General features: G+C 57.6%; 15 protein-coding genes and 1 riboswitch. Of the genes, 10 read left to right on the top strand and 5 right to left on the bottom strand.

Annotation, left to right across the window (positions count from 1 at the left end):
• Positions 1 to 106: 106 nt before the first annotated feature.
• A complete protein-coding gene (locus CLOEV_RS16125; RefSeq protein WP_008713024.1) occupies positions 107 to 454 on the bottom strand; it encodes a helix-turn-helix domain-containing protein in 348 nt (115 codons plus the stop codon).
• A gap of 195 nt (positions 455 to 649) precedes the next feature.
• Between CLOEV_RS16125 and CLOEV_RS11415 the strand changes: the two genes are divergently transcribed.
• From CLOEV_RS11415 to CLOEV_RS11385, 7 genes are all read left to right on the top strand, one after another.
• Positions 650 to 1,972, top strand: a complete 1,323-nt coding sequence (locus tag CLOEV_RS11415; RefSeq protein ID WP_034443830.1) for a GumC family protein — start codon at positions 650 to 652, stop codon at positions 1,970 to 1,972.
• A 452-nt stretch (positions 1,973 to 2,424) separates the two neighbouring features.
• Positions 2,425 to 3,180 (top strand): nucleotide-binding protein, encoded by a 756-nt coding sequence (locus CLOEV_RS11410; RefSeq protein ID WP_034443828.1) that lies wholly within the window; start codon positions 2,425 to 2,427, stop codon positions 3,178 to 3,180.
• A 2-nt stretch (positions 3,181 to 3,182) separates the two neighbouring features.
• Complete coding sequence (locus tag CLOEV_RS11405) at positions 3,183 to 4,514, top strand: nitrogenase component 1 (RefSeq protein WP_034443825.1); 1,332 nt, start codon at positions 3,183 to 3,185, stop codon at positions 4,512 to 4,514.
• Positions 4,511 to 5,665 (top strand): nitrogenase component 1, encoded by a 1,155-nt coding sequence (locus CLOEV_RS11400; RefSeq protein WP_034443822.1) that lies wholly within the window; start codon positions 4,511 to 4,513, stop codon positions 5,663 to 5,665. Before CLOEV_RS11405 ends, CLOEV_RS11400 begins: the two co-directional genes overlap by 4 nt.
• Positions 5,662 to 6,756: an ABC transporter substrate-binding protein gene (locus CLOEV_RS11395; protein WP_034443821.1), complete on the top strand. Its 1,095-nt coding sequence runs from the start codon at positions 5,662 to 5,664 to the stop codon at positions 6,754 to 6,756. The genes CLOEV_RS11400 and CLOEV_RS11395 overlap by 4 nt, the downstream gene beginning before the upstream one ends.
• Before the next feature lie 3 nt (positions 6,757 to 6,759).
• Positions 6,760 to 7,761: a FecCD family ABC transporter permease gene (locus tag CLOEV_RS11390; protein WP_008713011.1), complete on the top strand. Its 1,002-nt coding sequence runs from the start codon at positions 6,760 to 6,762 to the stop codon at positions 7,759 to 7,761.
• Entirely contained in the window at positions 7,758 to 8,819 is a 1,062-nt protein-coding gene (locus tag CLOEV_RS11385; protein ID WP_084482368.1) for a TM1266 family iron-only hydrogenase system putative regulator, read from the top strand. Before CLOEV_RS11390 ends, CLOEV_RS11385 begins: the two co-directional genes overlap by 4 nt.
• Here the strand turns inward: CLOEV_RS11385 and CLOEV_RS11380 are convergent.
• Entirely contained in the window at positions 8,816 to 10,465 is a 1,650-nt protein-coding gene (locus CLOEV_RS11380) for a bifunctional metallophosphatase/5'-nucleotidase (protein WP_084482366.1), read from the bottom strand. The two genes, CLOEV_RS11385 and CLOEV_RS11380, sit on opposite strands and share 4 nt — an antisense overlap.
• 235 nt (positions 10,466 to 10,700) lie before the next feature.
• On the opposite strand from CLOEV_RS11380, the gene CLOEV_RS11375 reads away from it, so the two are divergent.
• Positions 10,701 to 11,843: a metallophosphoesterase gene (locus CLOEV_RS11375; RefSeq protein ID WP_034443816.1), complete on the top strand. Its 1,143-nt coding sequence runs from the start codon at positions 10,701 to 10,703 to the stop codon at positions 11,841 to 11,843.
• 181 nt (positions 11,844 to 12,024) lie between these two features.
• Here CLOEV_RS11375 and CLOEV_RS11370 read toward each other — a convergent pair whose 3' ends face one another.
• Positions 12,025 to 12,297 carry a helix-hairpin-helix domain-containing protein gene (locus CLOEV_RS11370; protein ID WP_034443815.1) on the bottom strand — a complete coding sequence of 91 codons (273 nt, stop codon included), beginning with the start codon at positions 12,295 to 12,297 and terminating at the stop codon, positions 12,025 to 12,027.
• A gap of 211 nt (positions 12,298 to 12,508) precedes the next feature.
• Positions 12,509 to 12,673: riboswitch (cobalamin riboswitch) on the top strand.
• A gap of 158 nt (positions 12,674 to 12,831) precedes the next feature.
• Here CLOEV_RS11370 and CLOEV_RS11365 point away from each other — a divergent pair.
• Positions 12,832 to 14,688 carry a TonB-dependent receptor plug domain-containing protein gene (locus tag CLOEV_RS11365; RefSeq protein WP_051485054.1) on the top strand — a complete coding sequence of 619 codons (1,857 nt, stop codon included), beginning with the start codon at positions 12,832 to 12,834 and terminating at the stop codon, positions 14,686 to 14,688.
• Between the two features lie 151 nt (positions 14,689 to 14,839).
• On the top strand, positions 14,840 to 15,256 hold the full coding sequence (locus tag CLOEV_RS11360; RefSeq protein WP_034443812.1) for a DUF3842 family protein: 417 nt from the start codon (positions 14,840 to 14,842) through the stop codon (positions 15,254 to 15,256).
• A 96-nt stretch (positions 15,257 to 15,352) separates the two neighbouring features.
• On the opposite strand, the gene CLOEV_RS11355 is transcribed toward CLOEV_RS11360, so the two are convergent.
• Both CLOEV_RS11355 and CLOEV_RS11350 read right to left on the bottom strand, forming a co-directional pair.
• Positions 15,353 to 15,520, bottom strand: a complete 168-nt coding sequence (locus CLOEV_RS11355) for a bacterioferritin-associated ferredoxin (protein ID WP_034443811.1) — start codon at positions 15,518 to 15,520, stop codon at positions 15,353 to 15,355.
• A gap of 15 nt (positions 15,521 to 15,535) precedes the next feature.
• Positions 15,536 to 16,696, bottom strand: coding sequence for a YgeY family selenium metabolism-linked hydrolase (locus CLOEV_RS11350; RefSeq protein WP_034443810.1), 1,161 nt, complete (start codon positions 16,694 to 16,696; stop codon positions 15,536 to 15,538).
• Positions 16,697 to 16,717 lie beyond the last annotated feature (21 nt).

Here is a 16,717-nt window from a genome sequence, read left to right as displayed (position 1 = left end):
AAACCGCCCCGGCCGGGCCGTGGGGAAACAGGCGGCAGAAAGATAAAGAGGCAGGGGCACCGTCATCTAGGCGGTCGCCCCTGCCTCTTTCAAAGACGATTTATGATCATGACTTTCCTTTTGACAAAAATTCCTGATAACGCATGAACTTTATAACTTCGTCGCGCTCGACCGGGCTGAAGGCTTGGAATAAATTAAGAAAGATGTCATCTTGCCCCGGCGCTGATGCCTTTACCGGTTTTTCGTTGCCGGGATCGATAACGCCCTTCAATAAATAGTCCGTCGATACGCGGAATGTCTCGGAGAGGTAAATGATATTGTCCACAGTGGGAGCGTTTTCGTCATTCTCCCACGAAGAGATCGTTACCCGCGAAACGCCGAGCAGTTCCGCGAGCTTTTCCTGGGTCATTCTGTTAAGTTTACGCACTTCCTTTATCCTGCTTCCAATTGTCAAACGTCTATCACTCCTATGTAAGAAATACCTTACAAATACGAGCTGTTATTGTCTGTAATAAAATACCTTCAAATAAATAAAGTAAGTTATTGACAAACGACAAAAATTACCTAATAATGCGGTTGGTATTTATTGCAACTCCATCAGGATCGCATTGACGAAATAAAAGGGTTTTTCTTAAAGGGGCGGATTTTTATGGAAAAGGAACTGCATCCTGCCATACGCAATGATTTTGACGGTTGGCGCGATGATTCGGAGATAGACCTGGTCGATATAATCGATTCTTTGTGGAAACATAAGAGGCTGATCGGGGCTCTTGTTGCAATTTGCCTTATTGGAGCCATTGCCTATCTGATGGCTACGCCAAGGGCCTACGAGAGCCGTGCCACCTTGCTCTTTTTGCCTCCTATTCCCTCCGAGCTCGACAATGAGAGCAGGGGCGGCGTTATGCTTACCCCTGATACATACATAACCCTCGCGACGGCGGAAGATTTGCTGGACGACGTTATAAACTTAGCCTATTCCGACATAGGGGCCGAGGGGCGTCCCTCGACGGACGATATGCGCAAAAGGATGAAGGTACAGCTTGCAAAGTCATCGGAATCTTCCAAGGAAATACCGAATCAGATGACGATGACGGTCTCCTTCAAAGACAAAGACCCTAAAAAGGCGATGAGCACGCTGAATATCTGGAGCTCCCTCTTCATCAAGCGCAACGCCCAGCACTTCGTCGATCGGGCAGGCTCCTCATTTGAGTTCATCGGCGAGTCGGTAAAGACCGTTAAGGAAGATTTGGAAAAAACGGAGGATCAGTTGTTAGCCTATCAAAGGGGGAACTCCGTCCCAATGTTGAAGGCTCAGATACAGACGACAGAGGGACTATATTCTGAGTTCCTCTCAAAATACAACAAAGATATTACCTCTCTGCCGCCTCTTGAGGCCAAAGCGAAGGCTGCGAAAAAACTTCTCGCTCTTGAAAAAGAGACAAAATCGCTTTCTAAGGGGATGAGTAAAGAGGCTCTTTGGAATTTTCTCTCCAAGAACCTCAACGGGGCCGAAGTCAAGAGTTTGCGTGAGCTTAATATAGAGGAAGAGATGCTCAATGATCAGTATTTATATCTTAAGACGACTTTAGCAAATACAGAGTTAGAGATATCAGCGCTCAACGCTTCAACAAAAGATCTTAAGATAAAGATGGCCAGCCTGAAAAAAGAACATGCCATTATGTATGCAAAGTTGCTTGAAATGGAGAAAGAGGTGGAACGCCTGCAGCGGGAAAAAAAGACATTGCAGGATTCATATGTTGACCTTTCAAAAAAATATCAGCTGTCGCGCATAACCACCGTTGAGGCTACAGACCCAATCAAAATAGTTGAAAAACCTATCTTGCCGCGCAAACCGGTATCGCGCGGAGGGTTAAAGATTCTCTGCCTGGCCGGCCTGCTTGGCCTTTTTATGGGGATCACGGCGGCCCTGCTTACGGAGATGATCTCTAAGAAGCGGGAACAGGAGGCGTAGATCTTATTATCGTAACTTGGCGCCTTATGCTTCGGCTGCGATCAATATGTCATTTTGCCGGTCGATATTTTTTCTTTAGCCCGTATGGGAGCCGCGTATATGTGTTATGCTCCGTATATGCGGCTTATTAACAGGGCAAACTTATTTTATTGTATTAGAAAAATACTGCGGTTTTCCTTCTGTAAATGTTAGCCGCGGTCTGTCCAATGTTTTTATTGAAAAGCTCGATGCTTCTGCCATGCAGGAGTATATATTAGACTATTGCTCCTATTCCGGTCTTGTGCTAAGATTCACCTGCAGTATAAAGTTAAATAAAATCGTTCTGAGTTGACGATGATTCGTTCGGAGTCGGAAGGCGTAACATAAAAAGAGATGGATTCCCAGGCGGTTTCCGTTGTCTCCTTCTGTCCGGCGGGCGGAGGGTTTTTTATTTTTTTGCAGGGGTGTGGAAGATGATAAAGATCGCAATTTACGGCAAGGGCGGTATCGGCAAGTCGACGACGGCTTCAAATATCGCGGCGGCTTTCGCGCAGTCGGGGATGCGTGTGATGCAGATCGGCTGCGACCCGAAGGCCGATTCGACGGTGAACCTGCGCGGCGGCAGGGATGTGCCGACCGTGCTCGAACTGATCAGGAGCAGGGGCGAGGCGCTTACGCTTGAAGAGATGGTGACGCCGGGGTTCGCGGGCGTGCTCTGTGCGGAGGCGGGCGGTCCCGCGCCCGGGCTCGGCTGTGCCGGGCGCGGCATCATCGCCGCGATGGAGAAGCTGAAGGAGAAGCGGGCTTTTGAGATATACCGCCCCGACGCGGTGATCTACGACGTGCTTGGCGACGTGGTATGCGGCGGTTTTGCGATGCCGATACGCGAAGGCTACGCCGAAAAGGTTTTCGTCGTCACCTCCGGCGAGAATATGGCGATCCACGCGGCGGCCAACATCGCCGAAGCGGTCGCCAATTTTCGTTCGCGCGGCTACGCGACGCTCGGCGGCGTGATTTTGAACCGCCGCAATGTGCCGCGCGAGGAGGAGAAGGCGGCGGAGCTGGCCTCCGATGTGGCGTCGAAGGTGATCGGCGCGCTGAATTTCAGTCCGGTCGTCCAGCAGGCGGAGGAGCGCCGCCAGACGGTGCTGGAAGCCTTTCCCGACAGCCCGATGGCGGAGGAGTACCGCGAACTTGCGCGGCGCGTGCTCGCCGCCTGCGGTGCGTGAAGATGATAGACCTTCATGATCCCGACTGGAGCGGGGCCTCCGTAAAGATAAAAGACGCCGATTCGCTCACGCCCTATGAGTACGGCGTCGAGTACGGCTCGCCGGCGCGCGGCCTTTGGAACATCGTCCATACGGGGATGCTGCTGCCCGAGAGCCATCAGATATTCGTCTGCGCGCAGGGATGCCTGCGCGGCGTCGTGCTGACGGCGGCGGAGATGGGAGCGCAGGAGCGTTTTTCAACGATCGCCGTCTGCGAGAACAACGTTCTCGACGGCGATATGGAATCCCTTATCATCGACGGGGTGGCAGACGTGCTGCGCAAACTTCCGAAGGAGCCGAAGGCGGTGCTCGTCTTCACGAGCTGCATACATAATTTTATGGGCTGCGACCTAGATTATGTCTACGCCAAACTGTGCGGGCGCTTCCCAGGGATCTATTTCACCGACTGCTATATGTACCCGATCATGCGCAAGACGAAGACGCCGCCCGACCCGATGATGCGTATGAGGCTTTACAGCTTTCTTTCACGGCAGGATATACGCGATGAAAAGTGTGTCAACATCATCGGCAATAATTATCCGACGGAGGATTCTTCGGATTTTGTGCGTATGCTGCGCGGCGCCGGCTTTGAGATACGCGATATCACGCGCTGCCGCTCCTTCCGCGAGTATCTGAAGATGGCGCACAGCCGGCTCGACATCGCCTATATGCCGCCCGCGCTTCCCGCGGCGCGCGATCTGAAAGAACGGGCTGATATCGATTATCTCTATCTGCCGCTGAGCTATGATTACGCGGAGATCAGGGCGAACCTTGAGGCGCTCGCCGATCGCCTTGATATCCCGATGATCGACGCGGGGCTGCTTGAAGCGGAGGCTGAGCGGGCGATATCGACCGCCGCGAGGCTTCTCGGAGAGACTCCCGTTGCGATAGACTACACGGCGACGCCGCGTCCGCTGGGGCTTGCGGAGCTGCTGCTCGATCACGGAGTCAATGTGCGCACCGTCTACGCCGACGTTTTTATTCCAGAGGAGCGCCCCGCCTTCGAGCGCCTGCAAGCGAAGTATCCCGAGCTTGAGCTCTGCGCGACGGTGCACCCGAAGATGGGGGTGCTGCCGAGGGCGTCGTCCGGCGGCGGATCGGAGAAGATCGTCGCCATCGGCCAGAAGGCGGCCTATTTTTGTAATACGCCCCATTTCGTCAATATGCTCGAGGGCGGAGGTTTCTGGGGATTTGACGGGATCGTCCATCTTGCGGAGGCCGTCTGCGACGCTGTGATCAACGAAAAAGATACCAAGAAGATAATTCAGGTCAAGGGCTGGGGGTGCTGCTGTTGAGACAGACCTGCGCGATCCTTTCCACATACGCCGCCGACGTCTCCGGCGTCTGCTCGGCGCTCTATGAGATGGGCGGCATGACGGTGATGCACGACGCCTCCGGCTGTAATTCGACCTACAATACGCACGACGAGCCGCGCTGGTATGACACGCCCTCGATGGTTTTTATCTCCGCGCTCGCCGAGGTGGACGCGCTGATGGGCGACGACGAAAAGGTCATCGGCGACGTCTGCCGCGCCGCCGGCGAGCTTAGGCCGCGTTTTATCGCGCTTGCCGGAACGCCGATCCCGATGATGATGGGAACGGATTTTAAGGGAATAGCCCGCTTGATTGAAGAGCGTACCGGCATCCCGACCTTCGGCTTTGCGACGAACGGCATGAACTCCTACAGCCGCGGCGCGGGAATGGCCCTCGCCGCCGTCGCGCGCCGTTTCTGCGCCCCGTCGCTTGCCGCGGCGCCGCTCAAGGCGGGCGAGCGTCCCTCTGTCAACCTGCTCGGCGTGACGCCGCTGGATTTTTCCATCGGAGAGGGAGGGCGCGGCAATGTGGAGGCTATGAGGCGCGTATTTGAGGACGCCGGCTTTCGCGTCAACAGTTGCTGGGCGATGAACAGCCCGTGGGAGGAGCTGATGCGGGCCGGCCTCGCCCATGTAAACGTCGTCGTCTCCTCATGCGGCGCGCCGCTTGCCGCCGCGCTGCGCGAGATATACGGCACCCCGGCGGTGACGGGGCTTCCCGTCGGCGATTCGGTGACGCGCGAGCTGTTTGCGCTCATAGACGAGGCGGCGCGAGACGGCGGCGATCTCTCGCTGACCGCGCCGATAACGGAGCCGGGCGGCAAGGTCTTTGTGATCGGCGAGCCGGTGCAGAGCGCCGCTATCGCGCGCGCTTTGGAGCGCGACTACGCGATGCGCAATGTGCGCGTGCTCGCGCCGCTTGACTTCCCCGACGAGGACGAGGTATTCCGCGCGCTGCGCGAGGCGCGCCTCGTGATCGCCGATCCGCTCTACAGGCCGGCGCTGCCCAAGCATTACTGCCGTTTTGTCGCGCTGCCGCACGAGGGCTATTCCGGGCGCATATTCAGGGATGATATCCCGCTCTTTATGGGCGGGGAGTTTAATAAATGGATAGAAAGGGAGCTTGTGCTATGAAAATTTTTGCCGCGCTGCTGACAGGCGCGCTGATATTTATGAACTGCGCCTCCGGGGCCGAGGCCTCGCGCGTGATAACCGACGAGGCCGGCGATAAGGTCACGGTGCCGGATAAGATAGAGCGGATCGCCGTCGCCGGGATACTGCCCTTTCCCTCGGTGATAACGGTATTCCTAGGCTCGGCGGAGAAGCTGGTGGGCATCCCTCCCGCGTCGATGGGCGCGGCGAAGGCCGGTCTGCTCGGCGAGCTCTTCCCCGAGATATTGAAGGCGCAGACCGGATATACCGCTGGACTCGACCTCAACATAGAGGAGCTTATGAAGCTGCGCCCCGACGTCGTATTTTATCTCGCCGGCAACAAAGAGATGGGGAAGATGATCAAGAACGCCGGCCTTCCCGCCGTTGCCATTTCGCCGACGAAGTGGAACTACGACGTGCTGCGCACTTACGACGAATGGATCAAGACTCTGAGCCAGATCTTCCCGGAGAGCGCGAAAAGCAAAGAGGTCTCGCGCTACAGTAAAAAAGTCTACGCCGACATCCAGAAAAAAGTTGGAAAGATCAAGCCAGCCGACAGAAAAAAGGCGCTCTTCCTCTTCCAGTACGACGACAAGCGCATGGTGACCTCGGGGCGCAGCTTCTTCGGCCAGTACTGGTGCGACGCGGTGGGAGCGAGGAACGCCGCCGAAGAGGTGCCGGCGGACAACTCCAACGCCGTCATCACGATGGAGCAGGTCTATAAATGGAACCCCGATGTCATATTTATCACCAACTTTACGCCCGCGCTGCCGGAGGACCTCTATGGCAATAAGATCGGCGGCCATGACTGGAGCGCGGTAAAGGCGGTGAAGGAGCGCGCCGTCTACAAAATGCCGCTCGGTACGTACCGGAGCTACACCCCCGGCGTCGACACGCCGGTGACGCTGATGTGGATGGCGCAGAAGGTCTATCCTGAGCTCTTCAAAGAGGTCGATATGCGCAAAGAGGTAAGGAATTATTACAAAAAGCTATACGGCATCACGCTCAGCGACAGGCAGATAGAACAGATGTACAACCAGGGGCGTGGTTCGGCGGCCGGATTCATTAAATAGCCGATGAAGAAGAGGACGTTCTTTGTAACGGCAACGGCGGCGCTCCTGGTCGCCGCGCCGTTGGCTGCGGTCACGGCGGGGAGGTTCCCGCTCTCGCTCGCCGAGACGCTTTCCGTGCTCCTTCCGTGGCTTGGCGGCGCGGAGCCGCCGCAGATGGTGCGCGACGTGATACTCAACATCCGCCTGCCGCGCATATTGCTCGCGATGCTCGCCGGCGCCGGGCTCGGCGTCGCCGGGGGCGCCTTTCAGGCGCTCTTTTCAAATCCGCTGGCGACGCCGGATACGCTCGGCGTCGCGACCGGGGCCTCCTTCGGCGCGGTGCTCGGCATACTTATGGGGCTGCCGTCATTCCTTGTGCAGCTCTCCGCCCTCGCCGCCGGGCTTGCCGCCGTCGCGCTCGTCGTCTTCGTGAGCCGGGTGCGCGGCTCTTCGTCGGTGATCATGATGATACTGGCGGGAATGGTCGTCAGCGCGCTCTTTTCGGCGCTGGTTTCGCTTGTGAAGTATATTGCCGACCCGCAGGACGTGCTGCCGTCGATAACCTTCTGGCTGATGGGCAGCCTCTCCGGCACGACGCGCGCGAGCCTCGCGATGGGCGCGCCGCTGATCGCCGCCGGGATGGCGGTGATCTGGCTCTTCCGCTGGAAGCTCAACGCGATGACGCTCAGCGAGGATGAGGCGGTCTCTCTGGGAATAAATGTGAAACGGATCAGGCTGCTTGTGATCACGGGAGCCGCGATGATCACGGCTTCGGTCGTCTCGATGTGCGGCCTCATCGGTTGGGTTGGGCTGCTGATCCCGCACGCGGCGCGCATGATCTTCGGCAACGACAACCGTTCCGTCGTCCCCGCGAGCATGGCGCTCGGGGCGCTGTTCATGCTTGCGATAGACACGGCGGCGCGCAGCCTCGCAGCCTCCGAGATACCGGCCTCGATACTGACGGCCGTCATCGGCGCGCCGTTCTTCATCTTTCTGCTGAGAAAGACGGGAGGGATAAGGGCATGATCCTTGAGGTGCGCGGCGGTTATTTTAACTATGAAGAGGGCTGCGACAACCTCTGCGACATAAACTTCAGCATAGGCGAGCCTGACGTTCTCTGTATCCTTGGGGCCAACGGCGCGGGCAAGACGACGCTGATGAAATGTATGCTCGGACTGCGCAGATGGAGCCGCGGCGCCTCCTACCTTGACGGTACGGACATCCGGCGTCTGCGCGCGAAGGAATTTTGGCGGCGTGTCGGTTATGTGCCGCAGGCGAAACTCTCCTCCTTCGTCTACACCGTGCGCGAAATGGTGCTGCTTGGCCGCGGCGCGCACATGAGCGAACTCGCGATGCCCAAAGAGCACGACGAACGCGTCGCCGGCGAGGCGCTTGCGCTCGCCGGCATCGCGCATCTGCGGGATAAGCTGTGCAGCAAGATAAGCGGCGGCGAATACCAGCTTGTGCTGATCGCGCGCGCCCTCGCCGCCGAGCCATCGCTTTTGGTGCTTGACGAGCCGGAATCCAATCTGGATTTTAAAAACCAGAAAAGGGTCCTTTCGACGATATCGACGCTCTGCAAGGAGCGCGGCATCGCGGCGGTGATAAACACGCACTACCCGGAACACGCGATGGATATATCACAGCGCGCGCTGCTGCTGATGCCGGACAAGAGCGCCATATTCGGAGGCACGGCAAATGTGCTGACGGAAGAAAACCTGCGGCGCGCTTTCGAGATACCGGTGCATATACACCGCTTTAAAGTGGGCAGGCGCGACTATACGAGCATCCTCCCCCTCGGCGAGGGAGAGGATGCACATACGGAAAGGCTGATCGAAATGGAGACGAGGATAGCACAGATCGGGATAATCGTGGAGGACCCCGCGGCGGCGGAAAATATCAACCGGCTGCTGCACGAATACAGCGACTGTATCATCGGGCGCATGGGAATGCCATACCGGGAGCGCAACATATCTATCATCAGCGTGATAATCGACGCGCCGAACGAGAAGATAAGCGCCCTCTCCGGAAAACTTGGCATGTTCCCGGGGGTCAGCGCGAAGACGGTCTACTCAAAAATTTAGTTGATAATATTTATCCTGCCGTCTGTCTTGGGATCGGCCCGACGGCGCAGCACCTTCGCCAGGTAGCGGTCGAAACAGGCGATCGCCGTCCTGCCGGCCGGCACGGATGAAAGAGCGTTCCAGTGCTTCACGGTGTAGTCCAGCGCCGCGACGGAGTAAATTTTATCATCTTCGAGAGGTACCCAGCCCCGCGAGGAATCTACCGCGATGTTTTTTACGCGGCTGCCGGGAGAGACGAGGCGGCGGTTATCCACGACGGCTGCGGGCTCGCCGAGGTCGATATCGAAACGCAGCCCCGCCACCTGTAAAAATTCTCCCGTTGACATACGGCGCGTCGGGTCATAATCGTCGTTTCGCCCTTTAAGCGCGGAGGCCGCCGCTTCCAGCTGCATTCTGATCTCCGCGCCGCTCACAAGCAGCCGTACCGGAACATCGTCGAATGGCATGAGGTCGAGCATATCGACCGCCGTAAACGGCCCCGGCGGAACGATGCGGCCTATGCGCAGCGCGCCGCCGTTTATTACGCCGATACGTGCCCCGCCGTTCCAGCGGAGCGCCTCGGCGGCAAGATTTCCAAGCTCGTTTTCACGCGTGCGCATCGCCTCCTTACGGGCGTCTATGCTCCTGGCGAAGAAGACCGCGGGGTCTGCGATGTCAAGCGTGGCCGCGAGTATTTCCCTGGCGGCGAGCCCGAGAGCCTCACTCTCTTTTTCCGCCGTGGTGCCGGGCTGTACCGTCATCAGCTTCCATGACGACTTTTCGGCGACGAGAGCGCCGTCGTCCACGGTGACGTCAAATCTGCCGGCGTAACTCCCGTTGAGGCCGGCCTGGCCGATGAGCGTCCGCGAACCCTGCGGGTTTTTTATGAACAGCGGCTCCTTGACGGCGTCGTGCGAATGTCCCCCGACTATCACGTCTATTCCCGGTACCGCGGCCGCGAGTTTTTTGTCAAGGTCGAGGCCGATGTGGTTCAGCGCGACGACGGCGTCCACGCCCTGCGCGCGGAGGTCCCGCACGCATTCACCGGCCTTTTTGACGATATCCCTTTCTATATCAAAGCCGTCGGGATCGGAGATTAGCGCTTTCAGGCCGGGCGTTACGAGGCCAAATACGCCCACGCTCACATCACCCTTCTTGATTATTTTCGTCTTGGGATAAAAGCTGTCAATTACGGCGTCCTTGAAGGTGATATTGGAGGCTAGCACGGGGAACTTGAGCGTTGGCCCCAGCCTTGCAAGTACCGAAACGCCGCCGTCGAAGTCGTGATTGCCGAGCACCCCCGCGTCAAAGCCGAGCGCCGCTAAAGAGCCGTATTCGGCGTGCCCGTTCTGGAGGCTGCCCTTCTTCCCGAGCATGATATCGCCGCCCTCGAAAAGGAAGATCGGGCTTTGTGATGCCGTCTCGATATTTTTCCTCTCGTTGGCCGTCAATTGCAGCGCGCGTGACAGCCCTCCGACCGGACCGACCTTGACCGCCCCAGCCGGAAGCCCGGCCTTATCCGCCTCATAGTAGGGCAGGATATAGCTGTGAGGGTCGTTGATCATGAGGATATGAAAACTCTTTTCCGCCGCCGGCGAAGGCAGCGCCGCGGCAAACAAAAGCAGCAGGGCGAGCAAAGACCTCTTCAACTGTTTATAATTCATCATATCTCCTCCATAAAACCATCTTAAGGGAACGAAGAAAACCGCCGCGCCCTTTCTCTATTTTAAGCAAACAGCGCCGCGCTTACAAGCGCGGCGAACCGGCGGACATTCGTCATCGTTCGTCCCGCCTGCCGCCGCCGGGCGTCCAAAGCCTCTGTCGAAAAATTTGAGGCGTTTGCCGTGAAGCCTGCGGGCGGCCTGTTGACTAGAGTAAACTCTAACCGATATACTAGCCCTCATGTTTAGGTGGATACCGCTTTCGCTCTTTATATATGTATGGCTCAGGCTCATTCTGCCGCTTCCGCTCGGACTTACGGCTAAGGCGGCCCTATTCGCCGTCCTCTGCGCCGCCTCGCTCAAGCAGCAGTTCTTCGTCAGCGTCGGAGGCAGCTTCTTCTCTCCCGAGCTTCCCCGGTGGCTCATCGAACTTTACGGGGCCGCCTTTGGGGCGCTCTTTCTGCTCTTTGTATTCACGCTGCTGAAAGATATTCTGATGATAGTCCTCGCTCTGGCAAGGATATTCCTGCCTGCTGCGCCGCGTCTGCCGGCCTCTGCGGGGGCGGCTCTTATATTGGCCGTGATAGCCGTTTCCGTTTCGGTCTACGGGACATATGAGGCTCAGCGGCTGCCGCGCGTCAACGAGACGGAGGTCTCGCTGCCGGGGCTGCCGCCGGAGCTTCGCGGCTTTAAAATAGCGCTGCTCAGCGACATACACATAAGCGCCTCACGCCGCGCCGATTACGCGGCGGAGCTCGTGAAACGCGTCAACGCGCTTTCGCCCGACGCGGTCCTCATAGCCGGCGATTTTATCGACGGCGTGGTGCGCGACAGGAGCGCCGATATCGCGCCGCTCTCCGGGCTTTCCGCGCCCCGCGGCATCTACGGTGTGCTGGGGAACCATGAGTACTACTTCAACGCGGGGGAGTGGAAGGCGTATATCGAGGAGACTCTCGGCATAAAGATACTCCTCAACGAACATGCGATGATCGGGCGCGGCGGTAAAAATATCGCGGTCGCCGGCGTCGCCGATCTGGCGGCGCTGCGCTTCGCGGACGCCGAGGCGCCGGACGCGGAGAAGGCGCTTTCCGGCATTCCTGAAAACGTTCCCAAAATAATCCTCGACCACCAGCCGGGCGCGGCGCGAAGGAACGCCGCGGCGGGAGCCGACCTTCAGCTCTCGGGGCACACGCACGGCGGCATGGTCCCCGGGCTCGCCGCCGTCGTCAAAAGATTCAACGGCGGCTTCGTCAGCGGCTGGTATGATGTGGGAAAGATGAAACTCTACGTATCGCCCGGCACGGGGATCTGGAACGGCTTCCTGCTCCGTATCGGCGTACCCGCAGAGATAACGGTGATGCGGCTTCGCGGGGAAGAAAGTTAGGGAACCGCTGATTATATGCACTATCTGGTGCGTATAATCAGTGGTTCCCCGGACCGTGGCTTCAGCGCCTGCCGATCATCGACGACGGCGTACTGCTTAAAGACATGATATATTTTAAGAAAGAGCTGTAAGCCAACCGCGCGCTGGCCGTGCGCGGCGCACGCGGAATGTTAAAAGCCGCTCAGCCCTTTTGGGGGTGATACTCCTTATCCTTCCAATACCACCACTTAAGCTTTTCCTGCTCGCGCGCCTCATTCTCCGCGTAGTAGACCGCCAGCCGGAAGACATATAATACGCAGCGGTCGTCCGCGAGCCCTTTGAGGATGCAGTCTCGCTCAAAGAGGACTTCGGGATCTTTTCCCACCAGATCTTTGACGCAGTTTATCCCGATATCCAGCAGGTGTTGCTCCATGTTCTTGCCGATGCCGGGAATTTTTCTCAAATCGTTCTCCATCAGCCTCATCCCTCCACACCGCGAAGAGCCGCCAGTCCGGCGGGCGTTCCTGTCGTCGTTCGAAGTCTGTTCTCAACAACCGGCGGCCGTTCCGCCGGGATTTTCTATCTTGTTATCATTGTATCATGAGGCTGAAACAGCCGCTCCCCGCCGCGGCGAGATAAAAACTATGAAGATATGTTGCTGACAAAACCGCCTGTCATAGTGTAAAATAACAAAATAATGTAACGGAGTACAGACAGGGAATCCGGTGGAAATCCGGAACAGCCCCGCTGCTGTAACTGGGACGAAAGCGCACCATGCCACTGCCGAAGGCGGGAAGGCGCGCCGTAGGATGATCAGGAGTCAGAACATCTGCCGTATCCGTATGAGTTGTAGATCGCGAGGGCGAGGTGCAGCGTCTGCTTTGCGTATATGGCAGGGGCTCCGTCTTCGGGGTCTCTGCTTTTTGTTTATATACAAATAATTAACAGAAGGAGTGTTTTTATGTATCATCTGTGGAAGAAGACAGCGGGGGCTCTCTTATTCTTGTCAATGTTCGCGGCGCCGTCGTTTGCGGCAGGGGAAACAAAGAGCGCCGATGTGGCGGATGTGGCGGCGGTAGAGGTTACTGGATCGCGTCTCGCCGATTCAATAGCCGACGTCCCGGCGCAGACCTATGTCATCACGCGCGGGGAGATCGACGCCAGCGGCGCGCGCGACGTGCAGGACGTACTGGCGAGAGTGCCGGGGATCAATACGCTGCTGAACAACGCCTCGATGGCGCAGTCGAAGGGCGTAACGGTCAGAGGCTTAAATTCCGAAGTGCTGCTGCTGGTCGACGGCATTCCCTATATGGGGGCCGATTACGGCGTGGGAGCGGACCTTGGTTCGCCATTTGATCTGCGCAGCATCGCGCTGACGGACGTTGAGCGGATCGAAGTGGTTAAGGGAGCCGGTTCCGCCATCTATGGCTCAAACGCGGCGGGCGGCGTCATCAATGTCATTACCCGCAGATCCTCCGACAAGTCCGGCGGCAGTATAACGTTGTCGGGAGGAAACAGAGAATGGTTCCGGGGAAATATCCGCGGGACCGTGGTGCTCAGCAATGATTTCAGGGTCTTTGCGGGGTACACTAGAACGCAGGAGGGCGAGACAAAGATACGGCTGGCCGACCCTTCCACCGGATTATACGACAAAGCAAAAGATTATAAAGGAAACGACTATTCTTTCGGCTTTACAAAGGGACCGTGGTCGTTCCTCGGAGAGGTCGGAGATTTTAAATCCGTATGGGATTACACGGATGTCTTTTACGGCGGAGGGACCTCCGAAAACCGTCAGGAAAATAAATACAGGCGCTTTGCCCTTAATTACGCAGACGGGGCCAATACCGGCCGCCTGTACTACCATAAGACTGAAAGAGAGGTCTCCGACAGCTCCGGCGTGACTAATTACGAGGGCGATACGTTCGGTGCCACCTATAACCGCAGGCAGGAGATCGGAACGCTGCCGTTTATTTTCGGTATGGATTTCCGCAGGGAAAAGGCGGAGTATTCCAACAGCGGCAACCCGTGGGGGGACAACCTTCCGTATGAAAATACGAGAACCGAATACGCGCCTTACATAGAGACCTCCATTCCCATCGGAGAGGCGGCCTTTGACATCGGCCTTCGCTATGAATATTGGAATGTGGAAGACGGAGAAGACGCGCACGAGCTGATGCCGCGCTTTTCCCTGAATTGGGCGAACAAAAACGGTGTTCTCTATTACGCGACGGCCGGGCGCTATTTTTCGATGCCAAGCTTCTATCAGATGTTTTACGCGGACGCGTATGGATACTGGCTTCCCAACCCTAACCTCAAACCGGAAAAGGGCTGGACGTACGATATCGGCGTCAAGGACGATACGGCGAAGAATCCGTGGAGCTTCAACGTATTCTACATGGATATGACGGACAAAATCAATATGAACGACAGTTATACGCAATACATCAACGTAGACGAATACCGCGCCTGGGGCGCGGAAGGACGGTATAAGTGGAACTTCCACGAAAACTGGTCATATACCCAGGGAATTTCCTACCTTCACGCCGAGGAAAAAACAGGCGGTTCCGACTGGGTACGCTCGAATATGCCGCGCTGGGACATCTCCGGGATTTTGAATTTCAAAAAAGACCCATGGAGCGCCGAGCTTTCCGCGCACTACTACGGAGACAGGCAGCTCTCAAAAACGGCCTCGACGTATGACGACGGAGATATATTCATCGTCAACGCCTCCGTCGCCTGGAAGGTGGACAGAACGACCCTTCGTCTGGCCTGCGTCAACCTCTTTGACAAGGAATTCTATCTGAACAACAGCGGCTACATCAATCCTGAGCGCCGTTTCATCCTCTCCGCGACCTACGAATTCTAAACGCATCGAGTCCTCTTGGACGACAAAATTTTCTTTCTGCTTGAGAGCCCCGGCCCGCGCGCCCGGGGCTCTCTCTTTTCGTGTTTTCGCGCGCCGCGTTAGGTTGTATACTTACCGCAAACGACATACAGAGAAAACATGGAGGCAATCGATGAACATACTCGTGATAGACGGACAGGGCGGCGGGATAGGACGGCAGATCGTACAGTCGGTGCGGGCGAAGATGCCGGATATCTCGATCACCGCGGTGGGGACCAACAGCATCGCGGCGGCGGCGATGCTCAAAGCGGGGGCCGACAGGGCCGCGACGGGGGAAAACTCCGTAGTTGTCTGCTGTCGGGACGCGGACGTCATCATCGGCCCCGTCGCGATCGTGATCGCCGACTCGCTGCTTGGCGAGATCACCCCCGTGATGGCGGCCGCCGTCGCCCGCAGCGAGGCGAAGCGGATACTCGTACCCGTCAACTGCTGCAACAACATCATCGCCGGCGTGCCGGACCTTTCGGTAGGCAGGATCGTCGAATGCGTGATGGACGAGCTTCATAAACTTATTGCCGCGAGAAAATAAGAACAGTCCGAAGTGCGCCTTGCGGAGAGCTCTTCGGACTGTTTCTTATCTATTTTTTGCGATACTGTCCACGACCCGGCGAACATCTCCGAGACATCAGGTCTTGCGGGGATTCTTATCGCGGCATCGGCATGCGCCGCGTTCTAGCTCCGCGTTGATCCTTTCCATGATGACCGACCGGCCGTTTTTTATATAGTCGTTCTCAATATCGCCCCTGGTGAACTGAAAGCAGTGGCAGATGATCTCATTGGCGGCATTATCCATGGTTTCCCCCGTTTTTTACAGTTTGCCGATAAGCTCCGCGTAGAATCTTGCCGCGTCCTTTATCTTTTCGATTTCGCAGTTTTCGTCGAGCATGTGGGCCAGCTTATATTCGCCGGGGCCGAAACCGATCGTGTCGATCCCCATGCTTACGGGGGTGACGGCGTTGGTCCCGAAGTCCCAGAAGTCATATCTCTCCGGCGCTCTGCCGAAAGCCTCTTCATAGGCCGCGTTCGCCGCGGAGAAGAGCGGCGATCTTTCATCCAGCTTCCAGGCCATGTGCAGAGGTTCGTATACCAGTGCCGCGCCTCGCCAGCTTGTGCGGCGCAGCGTGCCGGTCTCCCACGTCGCGCGTTTGCCGGCGATCAGCTCTTCCATCTCGGCGCGCACCTTTTGCTCCGTCTCGCCGAGCACGAGGCGGCGGTCGAGGTATATTTCCGCTTCGCTGGGCACGGCGTTGAGAGAAGCGCTGACGCAGCTGATGTCGGAGAGTACGATCGTCCCGTGCGGGTCGCCTCCGGCGGTCAGCTTTTTATTGAGCGCCTCGACGCGGCAGATGATCTCCGCCATCTCATAGACCGCGTTGATCCCCTTTTCCGGCGCAGAGCCGTGCGCCGAGAGGCCGTGCGTCTTTATCCGCATCTGCGCCTTGCCCTTATGGCCCAGCGTGATCACGTTGTCCGAAGGCTCGCAGATGACGACGAAATCGGGGCGCAGCGTGAGCTCTCTATACATCATTTTGAGATTCTTGCCGTCGCAGTATTCCTCGCAGACGGAGCCGCTGACGCAGATTTTTTTATCATTCGCATAACCGCGCTCCCGCGCGAGGGCCGCGCCGTAGATCGAGGCGGCGAGCCCGGACTTCATGTCCACCGAACCGCGCCCGTAAAGCCTGCCGTCCCTGATCTCCGCGGCAAAGGGCGGCAGCGTCCAGTCGCCGGCGTCGCCCGCTTCGACGGTGTCCATGTGGGAATCGAAGTGTACGATCTTATCCCCGCCGCCGATGAATCCGACGGCGTTGCCGGTCGAGTCTATGAAGGCCTCGTCGTATCCCAGTTCGCGCATCCTGGCGACGACAGCCTCCGCGACGGCGCCCTCATGGTCGGAATAGCTCTGCAAACGGACAAGCTGCCGCGTAAATTCGATAAGCTCTGTTTCAAACCTCTCAGACAATGGCATAAATATCCCTCCGGTTGGTGG

It is taken from the genome of Cloacibacillus evryensis DSM 19522, assembly GCF_000585335.1.
GTDB lineage: Bacteria > Synergistota > Synergistia > Synergistales > Synergistaceae > Cloacibacillus > Cloacibacillus evryensis.
Note: the sequence above shows the minus strand (reverse complement) of the source record. Positions and strands in the feature narration are given on the sequence as shown.